Annotated in this window: 20 protein-coding genes and 2 tRNA genes; 4 read left to right on the top strand and 18 right to left on the bottom strand. The window is 47.4% G+C overall.

Annotated elements, in window-relative coordinates:
- Positions 1-217: 217 nt before the first annotated feature.
- From DWZ38_RS10965 to DWZ38_RS10945, 5 genes are all read right to left on the bottom strand, one after another.
- Positions 218-307: transfer RNA gene (locus DWZ38_RS10965), tRNA-Ser, on the bottom strand.
- Positions 308-436: 129 nt separating this feature from the next.
- Positions 437-522: transfer RNA gene (locus DWZ38_RS10960), tRNA-Ser, on the bottom strand.
- Positions 523-660: 138 nt separating this feature from the next.
- A complete protein-coding gene (gene ispD, locus DWZ38_RS10955) occupies positions 661-1,356 on the bottom strand; it encodes a 2-C-methyl-D-erythritol 4-phosphate cytidylyltransferase (protein WP_117852656.1) in 696 nt (231 codons plus the stop codon).
- On the bottom strand, positions 1,356-2,375 hold the full coding sequence (gene tsaD, locus DWZ38_RS10950) for a tRNA (adenosine(37)-N6)-threonylcarbamoyltransferase complex transferase subunit TsaD (RefSeq protein ID WP_021925664.1): 1,020 nt from the start codon (positions 2,373-2,375) through the stop codon (positions 1,356-1,358). The genes ispD and tsaD overlap by 1 nt, the downstream gene beginning before the upstream one ends.
- Before the next feature lie 3 nt (positions 2,376-2,378).
- On the bottom strand, positions 2,379-3,290 hold the full coding sequence (locus tag DWZ38_RS10945; protein ID WP_021925663.1) for a ribonuclease Z: 912 nt from the start codon (positions 3,288-3,290) through the stop codon (positions 2,379-2,381).
- 307 nt (positions 3,291-3,597) lie between these two features.
- Here DWZ38_RS10945 and DWZ38_RS10940 point away from each other — a divergent pair, with 307 nt between their 5' ends.
- Positions 3,598-6,105, top strand: a complete 2,508-nt coding sequence (locus DWZ38_RS10940; protein ID WP_178105317.1) for a YfhO family protein — start codon at positions 3,598-3,600, stop codon at positions 6,103-6,105.
- Here DWZ38_RS10940 and rimI read toward each other — a convergent pair.
- From rimI to tsaE, 3 genes are all read right to left on the bottom strand, one after another.
- Positions 6,064-6,516, bottom strand: coding sequence for a ribosomal protein S18-alanine N-acetyltransferase (gene rimI, locus DWZ38_RS10935; protein ID WP_117852650.1), 453 nt, complete (start codon positions 6,514-6,516; stop codon positions 6,064-6,066). The two genes, DWZ38_RS10940 and rimI, sit on opposite strands and share 42 nt — an antisense overlap.
- On the bottom strand, positions 6,513-7,259 hold the full coding sequence (gene tsaB, locus DWZ38_RS10930; protein WP_021925660.1) for a tRNA (adenosine(37)-N6)-threonylcarbamoyltransferase complex dimerization subunit type 1 TsaB: 747 nt from the start codon (positions 7,257-7,259) through the stop codon (positions 6,513-6,515). Before tsaB ends, rimI begins: the two co-directional genes overlap by 4 nt.
- A 66-nt stretch (positions 7,260-7,325) precedes the next feature.
- Entirely contained in the window at positions 7,326-7,757 is a 432-nt protein-coding gene (gene tsaE / locus DWZ38_RS10925) for a tRNA (adenosine(37)-N6)-threonylcarbamoyltransferase complex ATPase subunit type 1 TsaE (protein ID WP_117852648.1), read from the bottom strand.
- Positions 7,758-7,866: 109 nt separating this feature from the next.
- On the opposite strand from tsaE, the gene DWZ38_RS10920 reads away from it, so the two are divergent.
- Positions 7,867-8,385, top strand: coding sequence for a peptidylprolyl isomerase (locus tag DWZ38_RS10920; protein WP_117852646.1), 519 nt, complete (start codon positions 7,867-7,869; stop codon positions 8,383-8,385).
- A gap of 75 nt (positions 8,386-8,460) precedes the next feature.
- Here DWZ38_RS10920 and DWZ38_RS10915 read toward each other — a convergent pair whose 3' ends face one another.
- Positions 8,461-9,267: a YigZ family protein gene (locus DWZ38_RS10915; protein WP_347519479.1), complete on the bottom strand. Its 807-nt coding sequence runs from the start codon at positions 9,265-9,267 to the stop codon at positions 8,461-8,463.
- 136 nt (positions 9,268-9,403) lie between these two features.
- Here DWZ38_RS10915 and DWZ38_RS10910 point away from each other — a divergent pair, with 136 nt between their 5' ends.
- Positions 9,404-11,971, top strand: coding sequence for a PBP1A family penicillin-binding protein (locus DWZ38_RS10910; protein ID WP_117852643.1), 2,568 nt, complete (start codon positions 9,404-9,406; stop codon positions 11,969-11,971).
- A gap of 167 nt (positions 11,972-12,138) precedes the next feature.
- Here DWZ38_RS10910 and DWZ38_RS10905 read toward each other — a convergent pair whose 3' ends face one another.
- The 4 genes from DWZ38_RS10905 to ftsH all read right to left on the bottom strand — a co-directional run bounded on the left by DWZ38_RS10905 (position 12,139) and on the right by ftsH (position 18,296).
- Complete coding sequence (locus tag DWZ38_RS10905; protein WP_021925654.1) at positions 12,139-13,080, bottom strand: ROK family glucokinase; 942 nt, start codon at positions 13,078-13,080, stop codon at positions 12,139-12,141.
- A gap of 103 nt (positions 13,081-13,183) precedes the next feature.
- A complete protein-coding gene (gene hprK, locus DWZ38_RS10900; protein WP_021925653.1) occupies positions 13,184-14,116 on the bottom strand; it encodes an HPr(Ser) kinase/phosphatase in 933 nt (310 codons plus the stop codon).
- Positions 14,117-14,193: 77 nt separating this feature from the next.
- Positions 14,194-16,047, bottom strand: a complete 1,854-nt coding sequence (gene uvrC / locus DWZ38_RS10895) for an excinuclease ABC subunit UvrC (protein WP_117852641.1) — start codon at positions 16,045-16,047, stop codon at positions 14,194-14,196.
- A gap of 86 nt (positions 16,048-16,133) precedes the next feature.
- Positions 16,134-18,296 (bottom strand): ATP-dependent zinc metalloprotease FtsH, encoded by a 2,163-nt coding sequence (gene ftsH, locus DWZ38_RS10890; RefSeq protein WP_117852639.1) that lies wholly within the window; start codon positions 18,294-18,296, stop codon positions 16,134-16,136.
- A gap of 277 nt (positions 18,297-18,573) precedes the next feature.
- Here ftsH and DWZ38_RS10885 point away from each other — a divergent pair, with 277 nt between their 5' ends.
- Complete coding sequence (locus tag DWZ38_RS10885; RefSeq protein ID WP_021925650.1) at positions 18,574-20,055, top strand: DUF1846 domain-containing protein; 1,482 nt, start codon at positions 18,574-18,576, stop codon at positions 20,053-20,055.
- 141 nt (positions 20,056-20,196) lie between these two features.
- Here DWZ38_RS10885 and aroE read toward each other — a convergent pair whose 3' ends face one another.
- The 5 genes from aroE to DWZ38_RS10860 all read right to left on the bottom strand — a co-directional run bounded on the left by aroE (position 20,197) and on the right by DWZ38_RS10860 (position 25,685).
- Complete coding sequence (gene aroE, locus DWZ38_RS10880) at positions 20,197-21,042, bottom strand: shikimate dehydrogenase (RefSeq protein ID WP_117852670.1); 846 nt, start codon at positions 21,040-21,042, stop codon at positions 20,197-20,199.
- A gap of 119 nt (positions 21,043-21,161) precedes the next feature.
- Entirely contained in the window at positions 21,162-22,862 is a 1,701-nt protein-coding gene (locus tag DWZ38_RS10875) for an AarF/UbiB family protein (protein WP_117852636.1), read from the bottom strand.
- Between the two features lie 100 nt (positions 22,863-22,962).
- Positions 22,963-23,352: a hypothetical protein gene (locus tag DWZ38_RS10870; protein ID WP_347519474.1), complete on the bottom strand. Its 390-nt coding sequence runs from the start codon at positions 23,350-23,352 to the stop codon at positions 22,963-22,965.
- A gap of 96 nt (positions 23,353-23,448) precedes the next feature.
- Positions 23,449-23,829, bottom strand: coding sequence for a diacylglycerol kinase family protein (locus tag DWZ38_RS10865; RefSeq protein WP_021925646.1), 381 nt, complete (start codon positions 23,827-23,829; stop codon positions 23,449-23,451).
- A gap of 68 nt (positions 23,830-23,897) precedes the next feature.
- On the bottom strand, positions 23,898-25,685 hold the full coding sequence (locus tag DWZ38_RS10860; RefSeq protein ID WP_117852632.1) for an ASKHA domain-containing protein: 1,788 nt from the start codon (positions 25,683-25,685) through the stop codon (positions 23,898-23,900).
- Positions 25,686-25,758 lie beyond the last annotated feature (73 nt).

The following is a 25,758-nucleotide window of genomic DNA, read 5'->3' as shown; positions in this document are numbered from 1 at the left end:
CAACCAACTAGCTTAGTTATCTCTCGTCATTACTGTTCTAAAAAGTTCATTCTCTTCGAATGATGTTTGTAAAAGAAATTTTCGAGAATCGTATGTGTTTCACTGTTTAGTTATCAAGGTTATTTGCTGTTGTTTTCAAAACAGCTTGTTCATATTATCATATGTTCAAATGTTTGTCAACAACTTTTTTAAATTTCTTTTTCAAAGAAATTCAAAGCGGAGAAGGAGGGATTTGAACCCTCGCGCCGCTATTAACGACCTACTCCCTTTCCAGGGGAGCCCCTTCGGCCAGCTTGGGTACTTCTCCAAATTGTCCTACTTACTAAGTAGTTCTCTGTGTTGTTGTTTGCTCTCTTACGAAAGCTTGTTTAGTATAACCGATGTTTCTTAATTTGTCAAGAACTTTTTTTAATTATTTTTCAAAGTTCTTAACAAGCGGAGAGAGTGGGATTCGAACCCACGCGCCCTTGCGGACAAACGGTTTTCAAGACCGCCTCGTTATGACCACTTCGATATCTCTCCATAAATGATCAAATAAAACCGTTTCGCACATCAGGAGTTGTCCTTCACTCAAGAGGTTGTCTCTGTCAGTGCAAAACGTATTTTATCATCAAATCCTTTTGGTGTCAACAAGATTTTTTATTTTTTTCAAAAATTCGTTCAATATCGCAAAAAAGCCTCCGCAACCGCCAGATCTTCCGGGGTTGTGATCTTAATATTCTGATAAGATCCCTCCACCAGAAGGATCTTCGTTCCCGTCTCCTGCTCTACTACCATGGCGTCATCTGTCACATTACTCATGTCTTTCTTACGGATGCTTTCATAGGCTCCGCGAATCAGATCATAAGAAAATATCTGAGGAGTCTGAATATTCCATACAATTTTGCGGTCCGGGGTCTCTTTAATATAGCCTGACGGATCTGCAAGCTTCACGGTATCCTTGGATGGCATGCCCATAACGCACGCATTTGTCCTTTTCACAGCCTCATAGCCTCTCTGGATCATCTCCTCTGTGACAAAGGGTCTGGCTCCATCATGAATATACACATAATCGGTATCCTGACAGCACAAAAGTCCCGCATACACGGAATCATAGCGCTCTTTTCCGCCTGCAGTCACTTTGCAAACCTTGGTAAAGCCATATTTCTCCACAATTTCACTCTGGCAATAGGAAATCATATCTTCTCCCGTCACCAGAATTATATCCTGGATCAGCGGGCTCTTCTGAAAACACTCCATAGAATAATACAGAATGGGTTTCCCTCCTATTTCCAGAAACTGTTTCTGTATTTTGCTGTGCATTCTTTTGCCCTGTCCTGCTGCCAGAACAATGGCTGTACATCTGCCCTGCTCCATTATCTTTCTCCCAGCTTCAGATTTGGAACCGCATTCAGATCCCAGCCGTGACGGGTTCCTTTTATATACTCATAGTAAGCCGCAACGCCGATCATTGCCGCATTGTCTGTACAGAAGATCGGGGACGGACGGTAGAATTTGTATCCTCTTTTTTCACATGCTCTGGTCATAGCCTCACGAAGGGCACCGTTGGATGCAACGCCGCCTGCAATGGCAATTTTATCCATATGATAGTCCTTGGCTGCAAGCATGGTATGCTCCACCAGTACGTCTACCACAGATTTCTGGAAGGAAGCAGCAAGATCTGCGCGGTTGATCTCCTCCCCTTTCATCTGGGCATTGTTGATATAGTTCAAAACTGCAGACTTCACGCCGCTGAAGCTGAAATCGTATGGGCAGTCCCCCAGCTTTCCTTTTGGGAAAACAATGGCATCCGGATTTCCCTCACGGGCCAGTTTATCCACCTTAGGTCCTCCCGGATAACCAAGTCCAATGGCACGGGCAACCTTGTCAAAGGCCTCTCCCGCTGCATCATCCCTGGTGCGTCCCAGAATCTCAAACTCGCCGTAGTCCTTTACGATTACAAGATGGGTATGTCCGCCAGATACGATCAGGCACAGAAACGGCGGTTCCAGGTCAGGATGCTCAATATAGTTGGCGGAAACGTGTCCCTCGATGTGATGAACGCCTACAAGGGGAAGCTTCTTTGCATATGCAATTGCCTTGGCCTCTGCTACGCCTACAAGAAGGGCACCTACAAGTCCGGGACCGTAGGTAACACCGATTGCATCCAGATCATCCAGGGTGACACCCGCCTCTTTCAGTGCCTCCTTGATCACCTGGTTTATTTTCTCAATATGCTTGCGTGACGCGATTTCCGGCACAACGCCTCCATATAAGGTATGAAGTGCGATCTGGGAAGAGATCACGTTTGATAAAATGGTCCTGCCGTTTTTTACTACGGAAGCTGCAGTTTCGTCACAGGAGCTCTCTATTGCAAGAATTAATGTATCTTTCATTCTTTAATCCTCTTCAAAATTTAATTCCATTGTTTTTCCATCTTTGCCTGGATAAGCATTGGGGAAAATTCCTCTTACCATATCCATATATTCATCCGGGCGGATCAGTGACGGGCTGTAATGGGTCAGCCACATTTCCTTCACTCCGGCGTCTCTTGCAAGGGCGGCAGCCTCGCGGAAGGTCATATGCTTATAACCCTTTGCCTTCTCCAGCTTGTCATCCTCCCCGTACATTCCCTCGCAGATAAAAAGATCAGAACCCGGGGCATGCTTCACAATGGATTCTGTTGGGCGGGTATCTGTGGTGTAAGTAACCTTCAGGCCTTTTCTAGCAGGTCCTAACACCATATCCGGTGTGTATGTCACGCCGTCTGCCTCGATTACATTTCCCTTCTGCAGCGGATTCCAGTATTCCAGAGGAATTCCCTGCTCACGGGCACGCTCCGGGGAAAATTTCCCCTGACGAAGAATCTCCAGAGTATATCCGTAGCAAAGTACATTGTGGTTTACGCGAAATGCCGTGATCCGGTAGCCATTAATCTCAAAAACCTGTTCCGGACCGTTGATCTCAATAAATTTCAGTTCAAAAGGAAGCTCAGGCGCGATCACCCGAAGAGCATTTACCACTCTCTCAAGGCCTTTCGGGCCAATCAAAGTCAATGGCTCTGTGCGCTCCGCATTTCCCATTGTAAGAAGAAGTCCCGGAAGGCCGCTGATGTGGTCGCCGTGAAAATGGGTGAAGCAGATCACGTCAATGGGCTTGAAGCTCCAGCCTTTTTCCTTAATGGCAACCTGGGTTCCCTCACCGCAGTCAATGAGAAGACTGCTTCCTTTATACCGGGTCATCAGGGCAGTCAGCCACCTTCTTGGAAGTGGCATCATTCCTCCGGTTCCAACCAGACAAACATCTAACATATATTAAAATATCCTCTTTTCATTTAACATTCTCTGGGAAAGTTTAACACAAGCGGTTTGCTAAAACAAGTGGCTGGACTTGTGAATCGGGAAAATATTCAGAAATTCTTCAGATTTTCCCGCCTTTTCTCTTAAGCTTTTCCCTGTAAAATCAGGCACTGTAACTTGACAAACGGCATACAATGTGTTTTGATATCAAAATTACAGTTAACAACCTGCCACAACAGCTTTAGGACTCAAGAAAGGACTTACTATGATTTTCTGCAGCAGACCTCAAAAATTCACCCGGAGAAATTTTGTTATTTTATTGCTTCTTCTATCTGCGGGAGGCTTTCTCATCTGGAGACTGATTCCGGAGGGATCCTGGTTTGGTTCCCAGACAGACTGGTACTCCCAGCATATGACCATTGCGGATTATATGAGAAAAAATTTCTATGCTACCGGACAGCTTTTTCCAGATTTCACAGGGCTCGGCGGAGGAACCAACTTCTTTTCCCTGTCCTATTACGGTTTCATGCGGCCGGATGTGCTGATTTCCTACCTTTTCCCAGGTATTGCAATGGCCTATTTCATTCAGGGATACGCCATACTGGAAATTCTTTTGGGCGGAGGACTTATTTATTACTGGCTTCACAGAAAGGGATTTTCTGATTTTACCAGCTTTGCATGCGGATTTTTTTATCTCACTGCAAACTGCTTTTTCCAGGCGCACAGACAGATCATGTTTGTAAATTATATGCCATTTCTGATCCTGGCCTTTTTGTTTCTGGATCAGATCCTGGATGTGCGAAAAGCCGCAAAATACCGTTTTCGTCCCCATGTAGGGCTGGTGATTTCCCTGTTTTTCTGCATTTTGCACAGCTTTTATTTTTTCCCGTCCTGCTTTACGGCGTGCATTCTTTACATATTTCATCTGCTGCCGGATTTCCTCCAGAATGCAGAGGAAACCATCCGTAAAAAATTAAAGCATAAAATCTGGTGGAACTATATTCTCGACGTGTCCATTGCGGTATCCATGAACATGTTTCTCCTTCTGCCAACCGGACTTGCTATTTTGGGGAACAAAAAAGACACTGGAAACAGCACCTCCCTTTTAAAGATCCTGGGTGTGAACCCAACCCTTGACAGCATCCTTTACAGTCCTTACGGCTGCGGCCTTACGGTAATCTGCCTCTATGCCCTGTTTCTCTGTATCCGGGAAAAAAGGACCCGCAAGCTTGCCATTGCTATTTTTGCACTGCTGTTTTTTGACATTTTTTACTGGATCTTAAATGCAACTTTATACGTGCGGCCCAAAAGCCTGATTCCTTTCCTTCCCCTGATCCTGTATCTCACAGCCCAGGCGCTGGAAGGCCTTCATTTGAAAAAAATACGCCACAGCCTGCCCCTGACGCTGCTTTGTGCCATTCCGGTGATCGTGCAGCTTGTTTTCCTGCTTCGCAATGACCAGGTGCGTCACCTTACTATGGCTGACCTGATTTTGCTTCTTTTGGTGGTGACGATTTCCCTTTTCCTGGAAAAGAAGGAGTTTTCTCTTCCATGCAGGCCGCTTTTTGCAAACATCTGCGGACTGGTTCTTCTTTGCGCGGTCCCGGCTATGCTTTATCTTGCCAAGGGTCAGGAAGAACGGTACGCCTCCCGCTCTGATGAATCCAGGGATTATTTTTCCCAGGAGGATCTGGAAGGTTACTGTGAAAATACGCAGTCACGTTTTGACATTATTGAGCATCCTTCCAACAATACCAATTATGTGATCACCGGAGATCAGAACAAGAGTACCCTGTATTCTTCTATTACCAACAGTACCTACAACAATCTGATTTATGACATTCTGAAAATGCCCATCAGCATCCGCAACCGTGTGGCAATGACTGCCGATGAAAATCCTTTCCAGGAATACCTGATGGGCGTGCGCTACATTCAGACCAAGGCAGATAAGGTTCCTGCCGGATACACGGTGCTTCAGGAAAAAGAGGGACATGTGCTTGCGGAAAATGAAAATGTTCTGCCCTTTGCCTATGGAAGCATGGCGCTGATGACAGAGGACGATTACGACCAGCTTTCCTACCCGGAAAACCTGGATACCCTTGCAAACCGTACGATTGTTTCTGGTGCCAGTGATGATACGGCATTAAAATCCACGCCCTATGTTTCCCAGATGAAGAACTACACGCTTCCCGGAGATTTCTTCTCCAGGGAAACTTCCAAAAAGAACATCACAGTGGAGAAAAAGCTGCCCGAAACGCTGACAGCTTCCACTATTTTGCTGATTTCCTTTGATGTAGAATACGACGGGGAACGGGACGTTTCTATTATTATTGATGGCGTCCGCAACCGGCTTTCCGGTTCCCTGGCTCCTTATCCAAACAACAATCATACCTTCAGCTATATGTTATCCAGTGACCAGGATCGGGATTCCCTGGAAATCACATTTTCCAAGGGGGATTATGAAATAAAAAATGTTTCCGCTTACACCATTCCTTTGTCTTCCCTTTCCCATCCGGGAGTGGTAACGTTTCAGGAACATGACACCGCCGGAAAACAGATTGTAAACGGCACCATTACCATGCCGGAGGATGGCTATTTCGTTACCTCCTATACCTATTCTAATGGCTATAAAGCTTATGTGGACGGCACTGAAGTGACCCCGGTTCAGGTTAACAAAGCCTTCGTTGGATTTCCTTTACAAAAAGGGGCACATGAAATCGTACTTGAATTCCATGCGCCCGGTAAGTCCCTTGGTCTTATATTCAGCTGTCTTGCAGCCTTGTTCTTAATTTTGTGGAACCTTCTGTGCCTGCCTCGTCATAAGTAAAGCATCTTCCACGGGATCCGTATAATATTTTTTGCGGATCCCGTCTCTTGTAAATCCCATTCTTTCGTAAAGACGGATTGCCGTCCTGTTTCCAACACGAACCTCAAGATGGATGGTGGTAATCCCCTGCTGTTCCGCAAGGCGGATCAGGCTGTCCATGAGAAAATGCCCAATTCCCTCTCTCTGTCTGTCCGGACGCACTGCCACATTGGTAATGTCCCCTTCATCCAGAACCATAAGAAGCCCGCAGTAAGCCAGGATTTCCCCTTTCTCTTCCACCACCAGGAACATGGCGTCCTTACGTGTGAGATAGGTAAAAAATCCCTCCTTGGTCCAGGGCGGTGAAAAAAGCTCTGTCTCGATCTTCATTACCTGTTCCAGGTCATCCACCAGCATTTCCCGAAGGATCATGGCTGCACCTCGTTCTTTGCAGCCTCGCCTGCAGCTTCCTGCTCCTTCAGCTTCTGCGCACGTTCCCGTTCAGCCTGGGAAACCCTTAAATATTCCGGCACATGCTCCATGGCCGTTACCACCTTGCCCTCTTTCGCGTAGAGTGCGCCAAGAGCTGCGACTGCTGCAGCTCTCTGCTTGTTCACATGTGCAGGTGCGAAGGAATAGGGCACCTTCAGATTCTCCTGGATCATTTTCGCAAAAACAGGAACACCGTCTCCAAGGAAGATTACCTCTTCCCCTCTCTCATTCAGCTTGTCGATCATTTCCATCATAGGCACTGCCATCTGTGCTTCCACCGTCACCAGCTTATGGTCCTCAAAACGGTAGATTCCCGTATAAACCTGGCTTCTTCTTGCATCCATGATCGGGCAGATCAAAGCCTTCGCATCATATAAATTGTACGCCAGAGCGTCCACTGTGGGGATCTCCACAAGAGGCTTCTTCAACGCAAGACCAAGTCCCTTGGCTGTGGCAGATCCGATACGAAGTCCGGTGAAGGAGCCCGGTCCTGCTGCTACTGCGATAGCATCAATGGTGTCCATGTCCAGTTCTGTCATCTTCGCCAGCTCATCCAGCATGGGAAGAAGTGTCTGGGAATGTGTCTTTTTGTAATTCACTGTATATTCGGCGATCAGGTTGTCCTCCTCCACTATGGCTACGGAAGCGACGATTCCTGAGCTGTCTAATCCTAAAATCTTCATATTTTCTCCTTGTCTGCCCCGCTTTTGGCTTTTTTCTCTGAAGCCGGAAGTCTTGTCCGGGGACTTTTATTCCGGAAGTCCGGTTACCGTGATCTTACGGTAGTCGAAACCTTTCTCCAGATTTTTCTCAATGGTGATCTCAATGATGTGTTCCGGCAGGATTTCCTCGATCAGGTTCGCCCACTCGATGAGGCAGATTCCGTTTCCGTAGAAGTAATCATCGTAGCCGATTTCCTCCATCTCTTCAATGTCCCCGATCCGGTATACATCAAAGTGGTAAAAGGGCATGCGCCCTGTCTCATATTCCTGAATAATGGTAAAGGTGGGACTGTTCACAGGCTCTGTGATGCCAAGCCCTGCGGCCACTCCCTGGGTGAAAACCGTCTTGCCTACCCCTAAATCTCCAACCAGGGTATATACCTGACCGGGAAGGGCATTTTCCCCGATCCATTTTCCAAATGAAAAGGTCTCCTCGGGGCTGAATGTTTCTTTTATCATAGCTTTGTAAAGCTCCTTTTTAACCGTTTTTCCTTGCAGAATTGTTCTTTGCATATTATAATAGAACGAATAACGAAATACAATACTTTTTGAAAAAGGAGATTAAACTATGGCAAATCCAGTTGTTACCATCACCATGGAGAATGGCGATGTGATGAAAGCAGAATTATATCCGGAAATCGCACCGAATACTGTAAATAACTTTATCAGCCTTGTGAAGAGGGGCTTTTATGACGGACTGATCTTCCACCGCGTTATCTGCGGATTTATGATCCAGGGTGGATGCCCGGACGGAACCGGAATGGGCGGCCCGGGATACAGCATTAAGGGTGAGTTCGCACAGAACGGCGTGAAGAATGACTTAAGACATACTGAGGGCGTTCTTTCCATGGCAAGAGCCATGCATCCGGATTCAGCAGGAAGCCAGTTCTTCATCATGCACAAGAATGCTCCGCATCTTGACGGCGCATACGCTGCTTTCGGCAAAGTGATCGAGGGAATGGATGTTGTGAACAAGATTGCCGAGACCGATACCGACTACAGCGACAGACCTCTTGACGAACAGAAGATCAAATCCATGACAGTGGATACCTTCGGCGTAGATTATCCGGAACCAGAGAAATGCTGATCATAAATCACATATGAGTGCACAAATGCTCAGGGAAATTCGCAGCTGCCGAATATTCCCTGAGCATTTTTATTTTTAATGGTCAAATACTATGATCTCGCCGTCCACATCCGCAAAATACAACTCTTTTTCCTTCTCCATCTTCACTCTTCCGCTGGTGGCTTCTGTGATGGTTTTCTCAATTCTTCCTGCCTGGTCATTTGGCACAAGAAGGTGCATAATCACTCTGTCCGTATATTCTGTGTCAAGAATGGGCAGCTGATTTTCCCCGGCAATGTACTGCAGCTTGCCGATGGCTGTATAATCCGCTGTAAGCGCCAGGGAAATGCCGTGATGCTTCTCAATTACCTTGCTTGCCCCAAGGCCTGCCTGCACGGCTCCGGAATAAGCCCTCACAAGACCGCCTGTGCCAAGAAGCACGCCTCCGAAGTATCTGGTGACAACCACGGCTACATTGTAGATGTCCTCTCCGAGAATCACATCCAGCATAGGCCTGCCTGCAGTTCCTGAGGGCTCGCCGTCATCACTGCATCTTGTAAATTCCCGGTGTTCCCCGATGGAATAGGCGTAACAGTTATGTCTGGCGTCCCAGTATTTCTTCTTCATTTCTTCTATAAAAGCAAGAGCGTCCTCTTCTTTTTCTACCAGACGGACAGTGGCAATAAAACGGGATTTTTTCTCTGTGATCTCTCCCTCACCGCCAGCATAGATGGTCTTATAATTTTCCAGCATACCGGAACCTCCAAGCTTGTTTCTCCACAGATGTCCATTTCCTGCCTGGACATCCGTTTTCCTATAGTTTAACATGAATTCTCCCTGGTTTCCACCCCAGGAAAATGCATTTTTCGAAAGAGCAGCCCACCATCTGCTATAATAAAGCATAGAAATTCTTTTTTCTGGAAAAAATGCCTTAAGATGGGAACGGATTTGGTAAAGAGTTCACAGAAATATTCGATTTTAGGGTTTATTTACGAATTGAGATTTGATATAATAGAACGGATTATAAAGGAGGTTTATCATGAACTACGGAAAAAAATCGGCCTCTAAGAAGCGGAATTCTCTTATTTCCCGCTCGTCCATGATGGGGAAAAGAGCTCATGTTTCGTTTATCAGAGTCCTTTTCATCGGTCTGATTGCCCTTTGCGTCGGGGTATCCAGTCTTGGAATCGGTTCCATCCGCGGAATCCTTGCCAATACACCGAATGTAGATGAAGTGGACATCATGCCCCTTGGCTATGCTACTTTCCTCTACGACTGCAATGGAAACCAGATCCGTAAGCTGGCAGCACCTAATGCCAACCGTCTTCCGGTATCCATCGACCAGATTCCCGAGGATCTGCAGCATGCAGTCGTTGCCATTGAGGATGAGCGTTTTTACGAGCATAACGGAATCGATGTGAGAGGTATTCTCCGTGCCGGTGTGAAAGCACTTACCAGCGGAGGCTTTTCAGAGGGTGCAAGTACCATTACCCAGCAGCTTCTGAAGAACAATGTCTTCACCAACTGGACCAACGAGTCCACCCAAGTTGAAAGATTTACGCGTAAGCTTCAGGAGCAGTACCTTGCCATTGAGATTGAGAAGAAGATCAATGATAAAAATGTAATCCTTGAGAATTACCTGAATACCATCAACCTTGGTGCAGGCGCTTACGGTGTGCAGGCAGCAGCCCGCCAGTATTTCAATAAGGATGTATGGGATCTGAACCTTTCTGAGTGTGCTACCATCGCAGGTATCACCCAGGCTCCTACCAAATACAATCCCATTGAGAACCCGAAAGAGAATGCCAAGAGACGTAAGGAAGTTCTGGATCACATGCTGGATCAGGGATATATCACCCAGGAGCAGTATGACGAAGCCATTAATGATGATGTCTATACCCGCATTCAGGAAGCACAGGCTTACAATACACAGTCTCAAAGCAAGACTTACTCCTATTTCGAGGATGAGCTTACCCAGCAGGTTGTCAATGCCCTGATGAATATCAAGGGATATACCAAGACCCAGGCACAGAACCTTCTGTACAGCGGCGGTCTGAAGATCATGACCACCCAGGATCCTGACATTCAGAATATTCTGGATGAAGAATACGCAGATCCGTCCAACTATCCGGATTATGTGCAGTATTCCCTGGAATATGCCCTTACTGTGAAGAAGCCTGACGGCACAGAGGTCAACTACAGCAAGGAAATGCTGAAGCTCTACTTCCAGAACGAGGATTCATCCTTTGACCTTTTGTTTGACTCTCAGGATGAGGCACAGACCTATGTAGACCGTTACAAAGCGGATATCCTTTCTGACGGAAGCACAGTTGTGGCAGAGCGTGTGAATTTCATACCTCAGCCGCAGTCAGCAATGACCGTCATTGACCAGCATACCGGATATGTGAAAGCGATCATCGGAGGACGCGGTGAGAAGACAGCCAGCCTGACGCTGAACCGTGCTACAGACAGTACCCGTCAGCCTGGATCTACTTTCAAGATCGTATCCACTTATGCACCTGCTCTGAATGAGAAGGGCATGACTCTGGCTACCACTTATGAGGATGAGCCTATCACTTATGAAAATGGCGCTCCGGTCAACAACGCCAGCGGTTCCTTCAATGGTACCACTACCATCCGCACCGCGATCCGTAATTCTGTCAATACCGTTGCAGTCCAGTGTTTCGAGGATGTTACCCCGGAGCTTGGTCTGAAATATCTGGATAACTTTGGTTTCACCACTCTTGCCCATGGCACAGAGGCTGACACAGATGCCAACGGCAATGTGTTTACAGATGCCAACCTTCCTACAGCACTTGGCGGTCTGACCTACGGTGTTACCAACGTAGAGCTTTGTGCAGCATATGCAGCCATTGCAAATAACGGCAATTATATCAAGCCGGTTTACTACACCAAGATCCTTGACCACAATGGAAACGTACTCATTGAGAACAATTCAGCAGGACGTTCCGTAATCAAGGAGACCACTGCTTATCTTCTTACCAGTGCTATGGAGGACGTTGTACAGAACGGTACCGGTACTGCATGCCAGCTTGACAATATGGCAATTGCAGGTAAGACAGGTACTACAGAGGATTACAATGATCTCTGGTTCGTAGGCTACACCCCATATTACACCTGTGCAGTATGGTCCGGTTACGACGGCAACCAGAAGATGCCGGAAGGCGATGCCCGCAACTTCCACAAGACCCTGTGGCGCAAGGTTATGAACCGTATCCATCAGGGAATGGAATACAAGGAATTCGAACAGCCAGCCGATATTGAGCAGATCAGCATCTGTTCTGAGACAGGACTTCTTCCAAGAGCCGGCTGCCCGGTTACAGAGGAATATTTCGATGTGGGAACCATGCCAACCGATTACTGTGATCAGCACTTCTATGATTATGATGAAGATGAAGAAGAAATGGAGATTTTTGACGAACAGCTCACTCCAACTCCTGATCCGGAGAACCCGGACGGTACCACTGAGAATCCGGATGACGGAGTAATCGATGTTCCGGATGACGGAAGCGGCGACGGCGGTGATAACGGCGGTGAAGATGCCGGAGCTGATAACGGTGATGATAATATTTACTATTACGATTAAGCAGAATGTCAGATCAAAACTTTTATATTTGAAATCTTAAATGCAAAATAAAATGCCCAGCGAGGAAATGTTCGGATGAACAGATCTTCGCCGGGCGTTTTTTATGTATTACATGTACAGTTAAAAGTGAGCAGCCAAATGCTTCGCACCTGCTGATTTTTGGAGCATCAGTCCTTGATCACCATACGTGCTGCACCGTAGATACCAGCATCATTTCCAAGGCTTGCAAGAATGATCGGTGTGCTCTTGCAGGACGGGAATGCATATTTCTGATAGTATTTCTGGATGCAGTCTGTAAGAGCTTTACCAGCCTTGGATACACCGCCGCCGATTACGATGGCCTCCGGGTCCGTTACGCAGGCAAACATAGCAAGTGTGCTTCCCAGAATATCTCCAACCTTCTCCATTGTCTTAACAGCCAGTGCATCTCCTTCTTTGTAGAAGTCAAGCACGTTCTTTGCGGAAAGCTTCTCCACATGACGCATTTTGCTGTCTTCCTGGCTCTCCTCCAGAATGTCATTGGCTACGCGTACAATACCGGTAGCGGACGCATACTGCTCCAGACATCCGTGATTGCCGCAGTTGCATGGACGAACCTCGTTATGATTTACACATGCATGTCCAATCTCACCGCCGGCACCATGATGGCCTGCAATAATCTTGCTGTCAATGATGATACCGCCTCCAACACCGGTTCCAAGAGTTACCATGATCACATTCTTAGAGCCTTCTGCAGCACCCTTCCATGCCTCTCCAAGAGCTGCAATATTAGCGTCATTAGCTGCCTTTGCAGGAAGTCCTGTCAGTGCGCTTAATTCGCTTGCAACGGCCTTAAAGCCCCAGTGAAGGTTTACTGCCATAGGAACCTCTCCATTCTCATTGACAGGTCCTGGAATGCCGATACCTACACCATCTACATTATCCTTGGTAATTCCTCGCTCATCCAGCTTTACCTTAATTGCGTCTGCAACATCCGGAAGAATCGAAGAACCGTTATTCTCCAATCTGGTAGGGATCTCCCACTGCTCAACCAGAGTTCCATTGGTCAGGAATAATCCGCATTTTACGGAAGTTCCGCCCACATCAATTCCAAAACAATACATACCCATTGTAAATTTCCATCCTTTCTAACTCTATGCAATTAACTGCCCGAAAAAAGCGCCGCAGGCTTCCTGGTTCCCTCTCCCTGCCGGGAAAGTCCCTGTATAAAGCTTACTCCTCACGCTTTCTGGCAATATTTGCCTGAACACGCTTGTACAGCTCCTCAGCTGCATTGTAGCCCATCTTCTTCTGTCTGTGGTTGACTGCCGCAGACTCAACGATAACCGCCAGATTACGTCCCGGACGAATAGGAAGGGAATGACACACGATCTTATTTCCAAGATACTCTGTATATTCCTCGTGAAGTCCCAGACGGTCATATTCCTTGTCGCGGTCCCACTCCTCAAGCTTGATGACCAGGTCAACAGACTGGGTATCCTTAACGCTCTCAACACCGAACAGGGTCTTCACATCAATGATGCCGATACCGCGAAGCTCAATAAAATGACGGGTGATATCCGGTGCGGAACCAACCAGTGTTACATCACTTACCTTGCGCAGCTCTACCACGTCATCACTTACAAGTCGGTGACCACGCTTGATCAGCTCAAGGGCTGCCTCGCTCTTGCCGATTCCGCTCTCGCCTGTAATAAGGACACCCTCACCATAAACATCCACAAGCACACCGTGAATGGAAATGCAGGGAGCCAGCTGAACGCCAAGCCAACGGATGATCTCCGCCATAAGGCTGGATGTGGTTCTCTCTGTAACGAAGGTCGGTACATTGTACTTATAGGCAAGATCGATCATATCCTGGGACGGTCTTGTCATGGTGCTGAAGATTACGCAGGGAATCTTGCTGGAGATAAAACGCTCGTACTTAAATGCCCGCTCCTCATCACTTAACTGCATCAGATAAGTATACTCTACATATCCGATGATCTGAACACGCTCGTTTGCAAAATGCTCCAGGTATCCTGTAAGCTGCAAAGCCGGACGATTTATTTCTGCTGTCTTCACATAAATTTCTGTAAGGTCAATATCAGGCGTCAGGTTGGTCAGATTCAGTTCCTGCGCCAGCTTGGTAAGCTGTACACCTTTCATGCTTTTATCTCCTTTTTATTTGATGTTTTGACGGAAAACCGCACTCTTTTTTATTATACACAATTCTTCTTATAACTTCAATGTTGAATCTTGTGAAAAAATGCATATACAGATTCTGCACTTTGCATATTCATGGATTCTGTCTGGCTTAATTCTTCCACGGAAGCATCCCGGATATTCTCAATAGAGCGGAACCTGCGCATCAGGGCCTTGCGCCTTGTTTCCCCGATTCCAGGGATATCATCCAGAACAGAGTGCACCTGCTCCTTGCTTCTGAGGGAACGGTGATATTCGATGGCAAAACGATGAGCTTCATCCTGAATCCTTGTGACCAGATGAAAGCCCTCACTGGATGTGTCGATAGGAATCTCCACATTGTTGAAATACACCCCTCTTGTGCGGTGGTTGTCATCCTTTACCATGCCGCATACCGGAATGTCAATTCCAAGCTCGCCAAGAACCTTCAAGGCAATGTTTACCTGGCCCCGGCCTCCATCCATCAGGATCAGGTCCGGAAATCTGGAAAAGCTGTCGAATTCCCCCTTGGATTCATGGGTAAAACGCCTTGTAAGCACCTCTTCCATGCTTGCGTAATCATTTGGTCCCTGCACCCATTTGATCTTGAATTTGCGGTAATCACTGCGCTTGGGCTTGCCTTTTTCATAAACCACCATGGAGCCTACTGATTCAAATCCGCTGATATTGGAAATGTCGTAGGCTTCCATACGCACAAGGTTCTTCAGTCCAAGCCATCCCTCAATTTCCTTAACTGCACCGATGGTACGGCCTTCCTCTCTTTTGATCCGCTCTCTGTCCTTGGAAAGAACCATCCAGGCATTTTCTTTGGCCAGCTCTACCAGCTTCTCCTTGGTGCCTTTCTTTGGCACCCGGATATGAACACGCTGCTTTCTTCGAGAGGACAGCCAGTCCTCAATAATATCCGCATCTTCGATTTCTTTCTGCAGCATGATTTCCGCAGGAATAAATGGGGTACCCGCATAAAACTGCTTCAGGAAACTGGACAGCACCTGTTCCTTGGTATCTCCTCTTGCAACCCGCAAAAAGAAATGGTCTCTTCCGATCAGCTTGCCGCCGCGCATGAAAAATACCTGCACCACTGCGTCCTGCTCCCGCAGATCCTCGCTTTCGTCCATGGCCACTGCAATAATGTCCATGTCCTCTTCCCCGTAGGTGGTGATCTTCTGCCGCTCTCCAATCCGTTTGATGCTGTTGATCAGGTCACGGTATCCAGCTGCGTCCTCAAAGCGCATATCCTCTGAGGCTGCCATCATTTTCTCCGTCAGCTGGTCAATGGTTTCCTGGAAATTTCCGTTGAGAAAGTGGAGCACCTGAGCAATGTTTTTCTTATATTCTTCCTCGCTTACATTTCCCTGGCAGGGGGCTGTGCACTGCTTCATGTGATAATACAGGCAGGGGCGGTCTTTGCCGCAGTCTCTTGGCAGCGTGCGGTTGCAGGAACGGACCATGTAAATCTTCCGCACCAGCTCAATGACATCTTTGACTGCGGTGGAACTTGTGTAGGGACCGAAATATTTCGCCTTGTCCTTTTTCATAGTTCTGGAAAAAAGAACTCTGGGGTAGGGTTCATTTACAGTTACTTTGATAAAGGGGTAGGTTTTGTCATCCTTTAGCATGGTATTGTATTTTGGACGGTGCTCCTTGATCAGGTTGCACTCCAGCACCAGTGCTTCTAACTCGGAATCGGTGACAATATATTCAAACCTTGTGATGTGGGTGACCATCTGCTCAATTTTGGCACCTTTGTTGCGGCTGCTCTGGAAATACTGGCGGACGCGGTTCTTCAGGCTGACAGCCTTGCCTACATAAATAATCTCGTCCTTCTCCCCGTGCATAATGTAAACTCCCGGCTTACCGGGAAGCTTTTTTAATTCTTCTTCGATCAGGAACATACTATTTCTCCTTCTGAAAAGAACCGGGAATGCTCCCGGTTCTTATTCTGTCCTATATTGTCATCTGTATGTGAAAATTCTGAAATTTACAGATTCTGGGGGTCGGCTGAGTCTGCCGGGTTCTCGGAAGAAGCTGTAGCTTCCGCTGTATCCACTGTGGCAGCAGTCTCAGAAACAGCTTTTGCTTCATTGCTCTCTGACTCTGCACTGCCTTTCTGCTCCGCCTGACCGTCTTCGCCAGACATCTTTGCATCTGTATTGTTTTCAGCCTGCTCTTTTTTCTCTGTCAGTGCCTTCACAGCCTCATCCAGAGCCTTCAGCCCTTCTTTATCCAGCTCGTCAGAAACCTCCAGACCATGTTCTACAGCGCGGAAAATGATCATAAACTCTTTGCCGGTGATGGTCTCCTTGCGGATCAGATATGCAGCGATCTTGTCAAGAGCTTCTCTATGGCTGCTAATCAGGCGCTTGGCTTCCTCATAGGAAACCCGAAGCAGTTCCATTACCTCATGGTCAACCTCTGTGGCTGTATCGTCGCCGCAGTTCAGCACTGCGCGGCCATTGAGGTACTGGTTCTCCTGAGTGGCAAGTCCCATAAGGCCGAATTTCTTGGACATACCATACTGGGTGATCATGGCACGGGCAACCTTGGTCGCCTGCTCAATATCATTGGACGCACCTGTGGTCACACTGTCGAATACGATTTCCTCTGCAGCGCGGCCGCCCAGATAGCCTACCAGCATGGCTTCCAGCTCCTTCTGGGTATTCAGGTACTTCTCTTCCTCCGGAACCTGCATTACGTAGCCAAGTGCGCCCATAGTACGGGGCACAATGGTAATCTTCTGAACCGGCTCTGCGTCCTTCTGAAGAGCGCTTACTAACGCATGTCCAACCTCATGATAAGAAACAATGCGGCGCTCCTGTGCACTCAGAATGCGGTCTTTCTTCTCTTTACCAACAAGCACCACCTCTACAGACTCCTGCAGGTCCTTCTGGGAAACTGCATGCCTGCCGTTCTTAACTGCCAGGATGGCTGCTTCATTAACCATATTTGCAAGGTCAGAACCAACAGCACCGGATGTGGCAAGGGCAATGGCCTCGAAATCAACGGTATCGTCAAGACGCACGTTCTTGGCGTGAACCTTCAGAATATCAATACGGCCTTTCAGATCCGGACGGTCAACGATCACACGGCGGTCAAAACGGCCTGGACGAAGAAGTGCCGGGTCCAGAACCTCCGGACGGTTGGTTGCAGCCAGGATCAGAAGACCCTTGGAAGTATCAAATCCATCCATCTCTGCAAGCAGCTGGTTCAGAGTCTGCTCACGCTCATCATTCCCGCCGCCGTAATGAGAATCACGGCTTTTACCGATGGCATCAATCTCGTCAATAAACACAATACAAGGAGCATTCTTCTTGGCTTCCTCGAAAAGATCACGGACACGGGATGCACCTACACCTACGAACATCTCCACAAATTCAGATCCTGAAAGGGAGAAGAACGGGACATGTGCTTCCCCTGCAACTGCCTTGGCAAGAAGGGTCTTACCGGTACCTGGAGGTCCTACAAGCAGAGCTCCCTTGGGAAGCTTGGCTCCGATTTCCACGTATTTGCCTGGATTATGGAGAAACTCCACAACCTCCTGCAGGGATTCCTTGGCCTCGTCCTGACCTGCCACATCCTTGAATGTGATTCCGGTCTCCTTCTGGACGTAAGCCTTGGCGCGGCTTTTCCCAACGCCCATGACGCCACCGCCGCCTTTGTTCATGCGGCGCATGAAGAACATCAGAAGCACAAACAGCAGCACAGACGGCAGAAGCACGCTGAGCATCATTGCCATAAATTCGCCGAATGCATCTGGCGGCTCGGATTTGAAAATGATTCCGGTACCTTCCAGACGCTTGGTAAGTGCAGTCTCATCTTCTGTCAGATTGGTGTAATAGCTGATCTCCTGATAAGGGCTTACCTGCTTCTTCGGCACGATGGTCAGGGTATCAGACTGAAGTGTAACGGATTTCACTTCATCATTGTTCACCATGTCAATAAACTTATCATACGTAATCTCACTGGAATTATCCTGCAGCATATTGGTAAACAGGCTGAAACACACCAGAGTAACCAAAAGACATATCAGAAAAGCCAGAATGGACTGATGATTTTTCTTATTGCGGTTCGGATCCTGATTTCTTCTCGGATCCCCTTTATCAGGGCGGCGTCCGCCTTGATTGTTATCCAGATTATTATCCATTTCGTTCCTCCTTATTATCCTTTTTATTATAAAGAGAAAACCCGGATAAATCAACTGCGATATTGTGAAAACCCTCTGAATTTTTGAGAAAAAAGATGCAAAAAAATTTACATTTCCAAATCAAATAGATACTTTTTTTAACGGGAAAACTGTAGTATACTAGGAACGTGGTTTTTTTGACTTATATCACACCGCAAACTGTCTGCTTTTTGCAGGCATCATTTTATTTTAAATACAATGGATGAGGAACCAGAGAAAGAGAGAGAGGAAAAGCAGAATGAAAAAAATTGGATTCGATAATGACAAGTATCTGAAAATGCAGTCCGAACACATTCGTGAGCGTATCAGCAAATTTGACAACAAACTTTATCTGGAATTCGGAGGCAAATTATTTGACGACTATCACGCATCCCGTGTTCTTCCGGGATTTGAGCCGGACAGCAAACTGCGTATGCTTATGCAGCTTTCCGACCAGGCAGAGATCGTAATCGTCATCAGTGCGCCTGATATTGAGAAAAATAAGGTCCGCGGCGATCTTGGCATCACCTATGATGAGGATGTGCTCCGCCTGATGCATGAATTTACCAGCAGAGGCCTTTATGTAGGAAGCGTATGCATCACACGCTATTCCGGACAGGAAGGGGCAGATGCATTTAAGAAGCGTCTGGAGAAGCTTGGCATTAAGGTTTATGTTCTTTATAATATTCCGGGATATCCAAGCAATACTTCCCTGATCGTAAGCGATGAAGGATACGGAAAGAACGACTATATCGAAACCACCCGCCCCCTCGTTGTGATCACAGCACCAGGACCTGGAAGCGGAAAAATGGCCACCTGTCTTTCCCAGCTTTATCATGAATATAAGAGAGGCGTCAGCGCAGGCTACGCCAAATTCGAGACTTTCCCAATCTGGAATATCCCGCTGAAGCATCCGGTGAACCTTGCTTATGAGGCTGCTACAGCTGACTTAAATGACGTAAATATGATCGATCCTTTCCATCTGGATGCCTATGGCGTTACCACAGTTAACTATAACCGTGATGTTGAGATTTTCCCGGTTGTACAGGCTATGTTTGAGAAAATTATGGGTGAGTGCCCGTACAAATCACCTACAGATATGGGTGTAAATATGGCAGGAAACTGCATTATAGACGATGAAGTCTGCCAGGAGGCATCCCGTCAGGAAATTATCCGCAGATATTACAAAGGCATGGATGCTCTGATTGCAGGCACCGGCACTGAGGAGGAGGTTTACAAGATTGAGCTTCTTCTGAAGCAGGCTCATGCTGCATTGGAAGACCGCAAGGTTGTTCCGGCTTCGCTTGAACTGGAGAAGGCTGCTGGTGCTCCGGCTGCTGCTATGGAGCTTGATGACGGAAGAGTGATCACAGGAAAGACTTCTGATCTTCTTGGCGCATCTTCTGCTCTTCTTCTGAATGCTCTGAAGGAGCTTGCAGGAATCGACCATGCAGTGCATGTAATCTCTCCGGATGCCATTCATCCGATCCAGGAGCTGAAGACAAACTACCTTGGAAGCAAGAACCCAAGACTGCATATGGATGAGACTATGATCGCCCTTTCCATCAGCGCAGCTACCAACCCGGATGCCCGCCTTGCCCTCGAGCAGATTCCGAAGCTGAAAGGCTGCCAGGCACATACCTCCGTTATGCTTTCCTCCGTGGATATCCTCTCCTTCCGCAAGCTTGGCATCGAACTCACCTGCGAACCGAAATTCGAGCAGGGGAAGAAACTGCAGTAAGGCAGAGCCGCTGGCTGAGTGTAATATAGAATCAGCTTTAGAATTTTTCTTATAGAATAGTTCGTAAAAATAGAACCAGGAAACAACAGTTTTGGACTGTCATTTTCTGGTTCTATTTTTGATCGCCTTTTTATAATCTTCTCAAAATTCTTTCCGCAGCGCCTCTTCCATAACTTCCACCGGAGCTTCCTCTCCGGTCCAGAGGGTGAAGTTGAGGGCGGCTTGCTGCACCAGCATGCCAAGGCCGTTTACGGTTTTGGCGCCGTTCTTTTGGGCTGCCTTAAGGAACAGGGTATCACATGGGTTGAAAATTACATCGCATACGCACATGTTGGGGCGAATGGATGTATAATCAACATCTGGTTTCTCGGTTACATTCGGTGAAAAACCGATGGAAGTACCATTGATTAAAATGTCCGTATCTTCCGGGATTACTATATTTCTGGTCCAGGGAATATAGGCGGAATCACTTTTGGTTCTGCTCCTGATCAGGGCGGCAAGCTCCATTCCTTTTTCCTGGCTTCTGTTGATAATATGAATCTGTCTTGCCCCATTTAACGCACACTCTACCGCAATTGCTCTGGCTGCGCCTCCGGCTCCCAGTATGGTGACTGTCTTATTCTCAAGCGTTTCTCCGGATGCTTTGAGTGCTGTTACAAAACCCTTGCCGTCTGTATTTTCTCCATATAATCTGCCGTCCTTCTGAATGACAGTATTTACAGCACCAATAATCTCAGCTGCGGGACTCAGCTCGTCCAGATAGGGAATCACCTTAATCTTGTGAGGCATTGTAAGGTTAATTCCTCTCATATCAAAAATACGGACACTGTTCATTGCCGTCTCAAGGTCTTCCGGCCGCACCTTAATAGTCAGATATCTGTAATTCAGGTTCTTTGCCGCAAAAGCAGCTTCTTCCACTACGCCAGTTGGGTTGTCATCCACAGGATCACCAAATACGCCAGTCAGTTCCGCTCTGTAATTTTTCATTTTCCCAATCCCTCGATTCTTTTGAACTTTCCCGTATACTATGATGTTAGGGTCAAAAATTCTTTTGCCCCTAACATGATATCCACGAATTGCTCCGCTGCAAAGCAGCTCCCGCAATTCTACTTCTTCATAAAATGTTTGATAAACAAATACATCAAAATCACAAGTGCTCCAAAATATCCCAACACGCCCAGCGCCGGAATTCCAAACATCTTCGGCATCATATCCGTAGTACAGATAATACTGGAACTGATCAGCAGCGCCATAACCCAAAGCCCCAGCACAATATTCCGGATCAGCCGGCGCATCAGCCATGCCAGATCATCGGAGGCATGCAGATCCAGATTGATCTTCGTCTCCCCCTTCATACAGCCCTGGAGAAAATCTGCCGCAAGTGTGGGAATATCAATCGCCCGAAGCACAGAACGATACAGCTTCTTGCCAGTCCCCTTCAGCTGCTTCTTCCAGTTTTCTTTCTCCAGAAGATTTCCTTTCATACGCGCAGCTGCAATCTGCACCATATTGATCTCAGGACTGATGTCGGAAAGTACACCCTCCATATGAGTCAGTCCCCTGGCAAGCATGGTAAGACCGTGGGGCATAACAATTTTGTTTTCCTTCATCACATCCATTAGGTCTGTAAAAATTTCCACAATGTCAATCTGACCCAGATCAGCGGTACCGTATTTTGCCATAAGATCCCGGATATCCGTGTAAAGACGGCTCTGATCCGGCTTGCCCTTAAACTCCCCAAGCGCCAGCACTGCATCCTGGATTTTCCCGATGTCATTCAGCGCCACGCCTTCAATTGCCTCCCCGATCAGTTCCCGGTCGCGGTCACTCAGCCGTCCCATCATTCCCATATCGATCCACACAATCTTGCCGCCCTGGATCATCACATTTCCAGGATGGGGATCTGCATGGAAAAATCCATCGTCCATTACCTGCTTAATAAAATTATCAACAAATTTGCTTCCGATCTCGTCCAGATCATAGCCTCCTGCCAGCAAAGTCTCCTTGTCGTCAATGGGAATGCCGTCAATGTATTCCATCACAAGCACGCTGGCAGTGGTGTATTCCCGATAAAGGATAGGCGTTTTCACAAATGCAACGTTCTTGTTTTTCCTGGAAAATTCCTCCATATTGGCAGCTTCGGTAAGGAAATTCATCTCCTCCTGAGTAACCCGCCACAGCTCTTCCAGAACCAGATTCAGATCCACGGCCTCCTTAATACTCACTGGCGGCAGCAGCTTCACCGCCTTTTTCATAAGACCGATATCACGGGCCATGACCTCATAGATGCCCTTTCGCTGAACCTTCACCACCACTTCTTCCCCTGTTTTCAGGACGGCGCGGTGCACCTGGGCGATGGAGGCTGAGCCAAGGGGCTTCCTCTGGATTTCCTGAAATTCTTCCTGCCACGGACAGCCGAAAGCTTCCTGCAGCACTTCTTCCACCTCGGAAAAAGGCATGGGCTCTACATCTGAGCACAGCTTCATCAGTTCGTCGCAGTAGCGTTTGGGCAAAATATCAGAACGCATGGACATGACCTGTCCCAACTTGATAAACGTAGGGCCAAGATCTGTAAGGATCAGACGCAGTTTCTCCGGGGAAACGCCTCTTGTGATGGCATGCTTGTGAAGAACCGCTGTAATCTCTTTCAGCCGTTCCTTGTAGCCGTTTTTGTCTTTGTCTGATGAATTTTTTCCAGATTCAAGAACAATTTTCTCTTTCGGGGCAGTCCCGGCTTCTTTTCCGGTATTTTCTTTGTTGTGTGTCAGCTTCTCATTGGCTGTGTTTTTTGCCTCTGTCGGTTCCATATCTGTCCACCTGCTTCAAGGGCAGGACTTGGAAGATGCTGCACCGCTTTCCAACGGGCTGCAGCAAAACGCCTGGTCCTGCCCTTATTGTTTCCTTTACTTAGTTTTCTTCTGGATCTTCTGCAGGAGCTTCTTCTGCCTCAGCTTCCTTCGCTTCTTCCGGCTCTTCTTTTGCTCCCTCTGCATCCACGTCCTTCGCCTGCATCTGTGAGATCTGCTCCTTCAGGGCTGCGAGCTGGTCTGGTGTCATTTTATTCAGCACATCTTTCAGTTCATCCGGATTGGATGGCTTCAGAGTAACGTTCACATTTTTCTTAACGCTTTCTTTGATGTTGTGCTTCAGTTCCTGATTCAGGACCTTGCCCTGTTCTACAGTGAGCTCGCCTTTCTTCACAAGTTCGTCCAGAACCTCTTTGGATTTCTCAGCGGTCACTGCTGCTGTACCGATTCCTGCAAGTAATAATTTTTTGATGCCTTCTCCAAGTTCCATAATATATGCTCCTTTCTGCTCTGTGAAAAATGCCGGACAGTTTCCGGTGTTCTGGCATAAAACTCACAGGCATCATTGCCTGTAAATCTGGAATTCTCACAAAATTCCCAGAAATGCCAGTCCTTTGGGAACGAAAATGATCAGACCTGCAATCGCCGCCATAATCGCTGCGATAAGAACTGCCCCTGCTGCCGTATCCTTGGCAATTTTCGCCAGTGGCCTGTACTCACTGGTCACAAGATCCACCACTGATTCTACCGCTGTATTCACCAGTTCCAGCGCCATCACCAGCCCGAAAAGAGCCAGACAGATACACCATTCAATGGGGGAAAGTCCCAGGATCAGTCCTGCAATCACCACAAGCACAGCCATCACGCAGTGAATCTTCATGTTCCGCTCCCTGCGGATACAGGTAAAAATTCCCTCAAATGCATAGCCAAAGCTTTTGGTAATAGGCGGTTTCTTAGGTTCTGTCATTGCGTCCACTTCCTGTCCTTTTATTTGGCACAAGTATAGCAGATTTTGTTATTAATTACTATATTTTTCTAATAATTTATAATTTTTTTAACATTTATGTCATTCTTTATAGAAATCACATTTTCTTTTTTTGCCTGCCGCTCCTGTATTTTCTTCATAACAGTGGGATAGCGCTGGAAATCCGTATGAGGCAATGCCTGTGCAGCTACCATCAGCTCCAGGAAATCTTCCACCTCCGCAAACTGGATATACACCATTTCTTCCAGAATCTGGTCAATATCTTTAAGAAGTGCCCGGTTCAAAAGCAGCTTTGCCGCTCCTTCCAGGGAAGAGTTTCCTGCATTTATAATGTGGTCCCGGTCCATATCCGGATACATGCCGATGGTAATGGCAGACTCCTTGGATACATGCTTTCCAAAAGCCCCTGCCACATAGAACCGTTCTGCCTGGTCAAGTTCCAGCCCGGATTCCCGAAGCATGATTTCCACCATGGTGTGCGCAGCAGATTTGGTACGGATAAATTCGTCAATATCCTTCTGGTAAAAATGCAGGCCAGGCGCATACTCCACGCACCACTGCCCCTCCTTTTTCTGGATCAGCGGACTTTTCTCCGGGGAAAATTTCCCTCGGATGTCAATCCAGCCCTCCAGGAAAAGCTCCGCAATCAAGTCAATAATACCGGACCCGCAGATTCCCTTTGCCTCTATTTGCAGAGGTTTTCCGCCATTCTTTAATGTCTCTTGCTTATCAGATTTATTGCCAGAATCCATTTTCTGAAATTCCCCGTCTTCATTTCCAATCACATGCACCAGGATTTTTCCGTCCCGTATTTTTACCTCATCTACAGCGCCTGTGTCTGCCCGCATTCCGGTGCTCACCACGCCGCCCTCCAGTGCAGGACCTGCTGCCCCCGCGCCGCAGAGAAGGAACTCCTTATTTCCGATTACCAGCTCTCCGTTGGTGCCGATATCAAAGAAAACGCTGATTTCCTCCTTCTTGTACAGTTCGGTATCGATCATGCCGCTGATAATATCACCGCCAAGGTAATTGGATTTGGATGGATAGCAATAGACGTACCCCTTTATCGGAATTCCCAAATCCTTCGCAGGCTGGAAGCCAGGCCTGTCCCCATGAACTGCATGAGGAGTGTAAAATACGCAGAAAGCATCCATTCCAAGGAGAAAATGAATCATGGTAGTGTTTCCCGCAACTACCATCGAAACGCAGCTGCGAGTAATACTCTCGGCATCAGAATCTTCTCGGCACGAAGCACCGCCTCGCCTGGCTCCATCCACTTCTGTATTATCGCATTCTTCTGTCTTTCTTTGTACTTTTCTATCTGCTTCTTTTGCCCTGCATTCATCCAACCACTGCGCGTCTAGCTTATCCATGCATTCCACAATGGAGTCCACCGTAGCCTGCCGCACTTCTTCCAGCTTTCTGGGATTATCCTTACAGTAAAAAATCCTGGAAAGGATATCCGTTCCCCACTGGATCTGGCGGTTAAAGCAGCTGACTTCCTTCACCACCCTGCCGGAAACACAGTCCAGAAGTCTTGCCACCACGGTAGTGCTTCCAAGATCTACCGCCAGTCCATAATGATGCCCGGTCTGATTTCCAGCCTCTATGTCTAGTATTTCCCAGTTTTCCCCATTCCAGCCAAGAGATACTGTGATTTTCCACTTTGCATTTTCAACCAGTGGGTATATCATTCGCAAAATGTGGACAGGCATATGAACCTGCTCCTCTATCCCTTCCGCACTCAATGCTTCCAGAATGCGCTGCTGGTCAGAACGGGAATCCTCTTCCGTCGGCGCGGATAACTCAAGATATATTTTTTTGCTGAGACCTTCCATATAAATTTCTCTCCTAAAAACAAACAATACAATGACAAACACGCTCTAACTGTGAAAATCCCCACCAGTTCAT

The organism is Ruminococcus sp. AF31-8BH (assembly GCF_003460605.1).
Taxonomy (GTDB): Bacteria; Bacillota; Clostridia; order Lachnospirales; family Lachnospiraceae; genus Blautia_A; species Blautia_A acetigignens.
The sequence above is the reverse complement of the archived record's forward strand: the minus strand, read 5'-3'. Positions and strand labels throughout refer to the sequence as shown.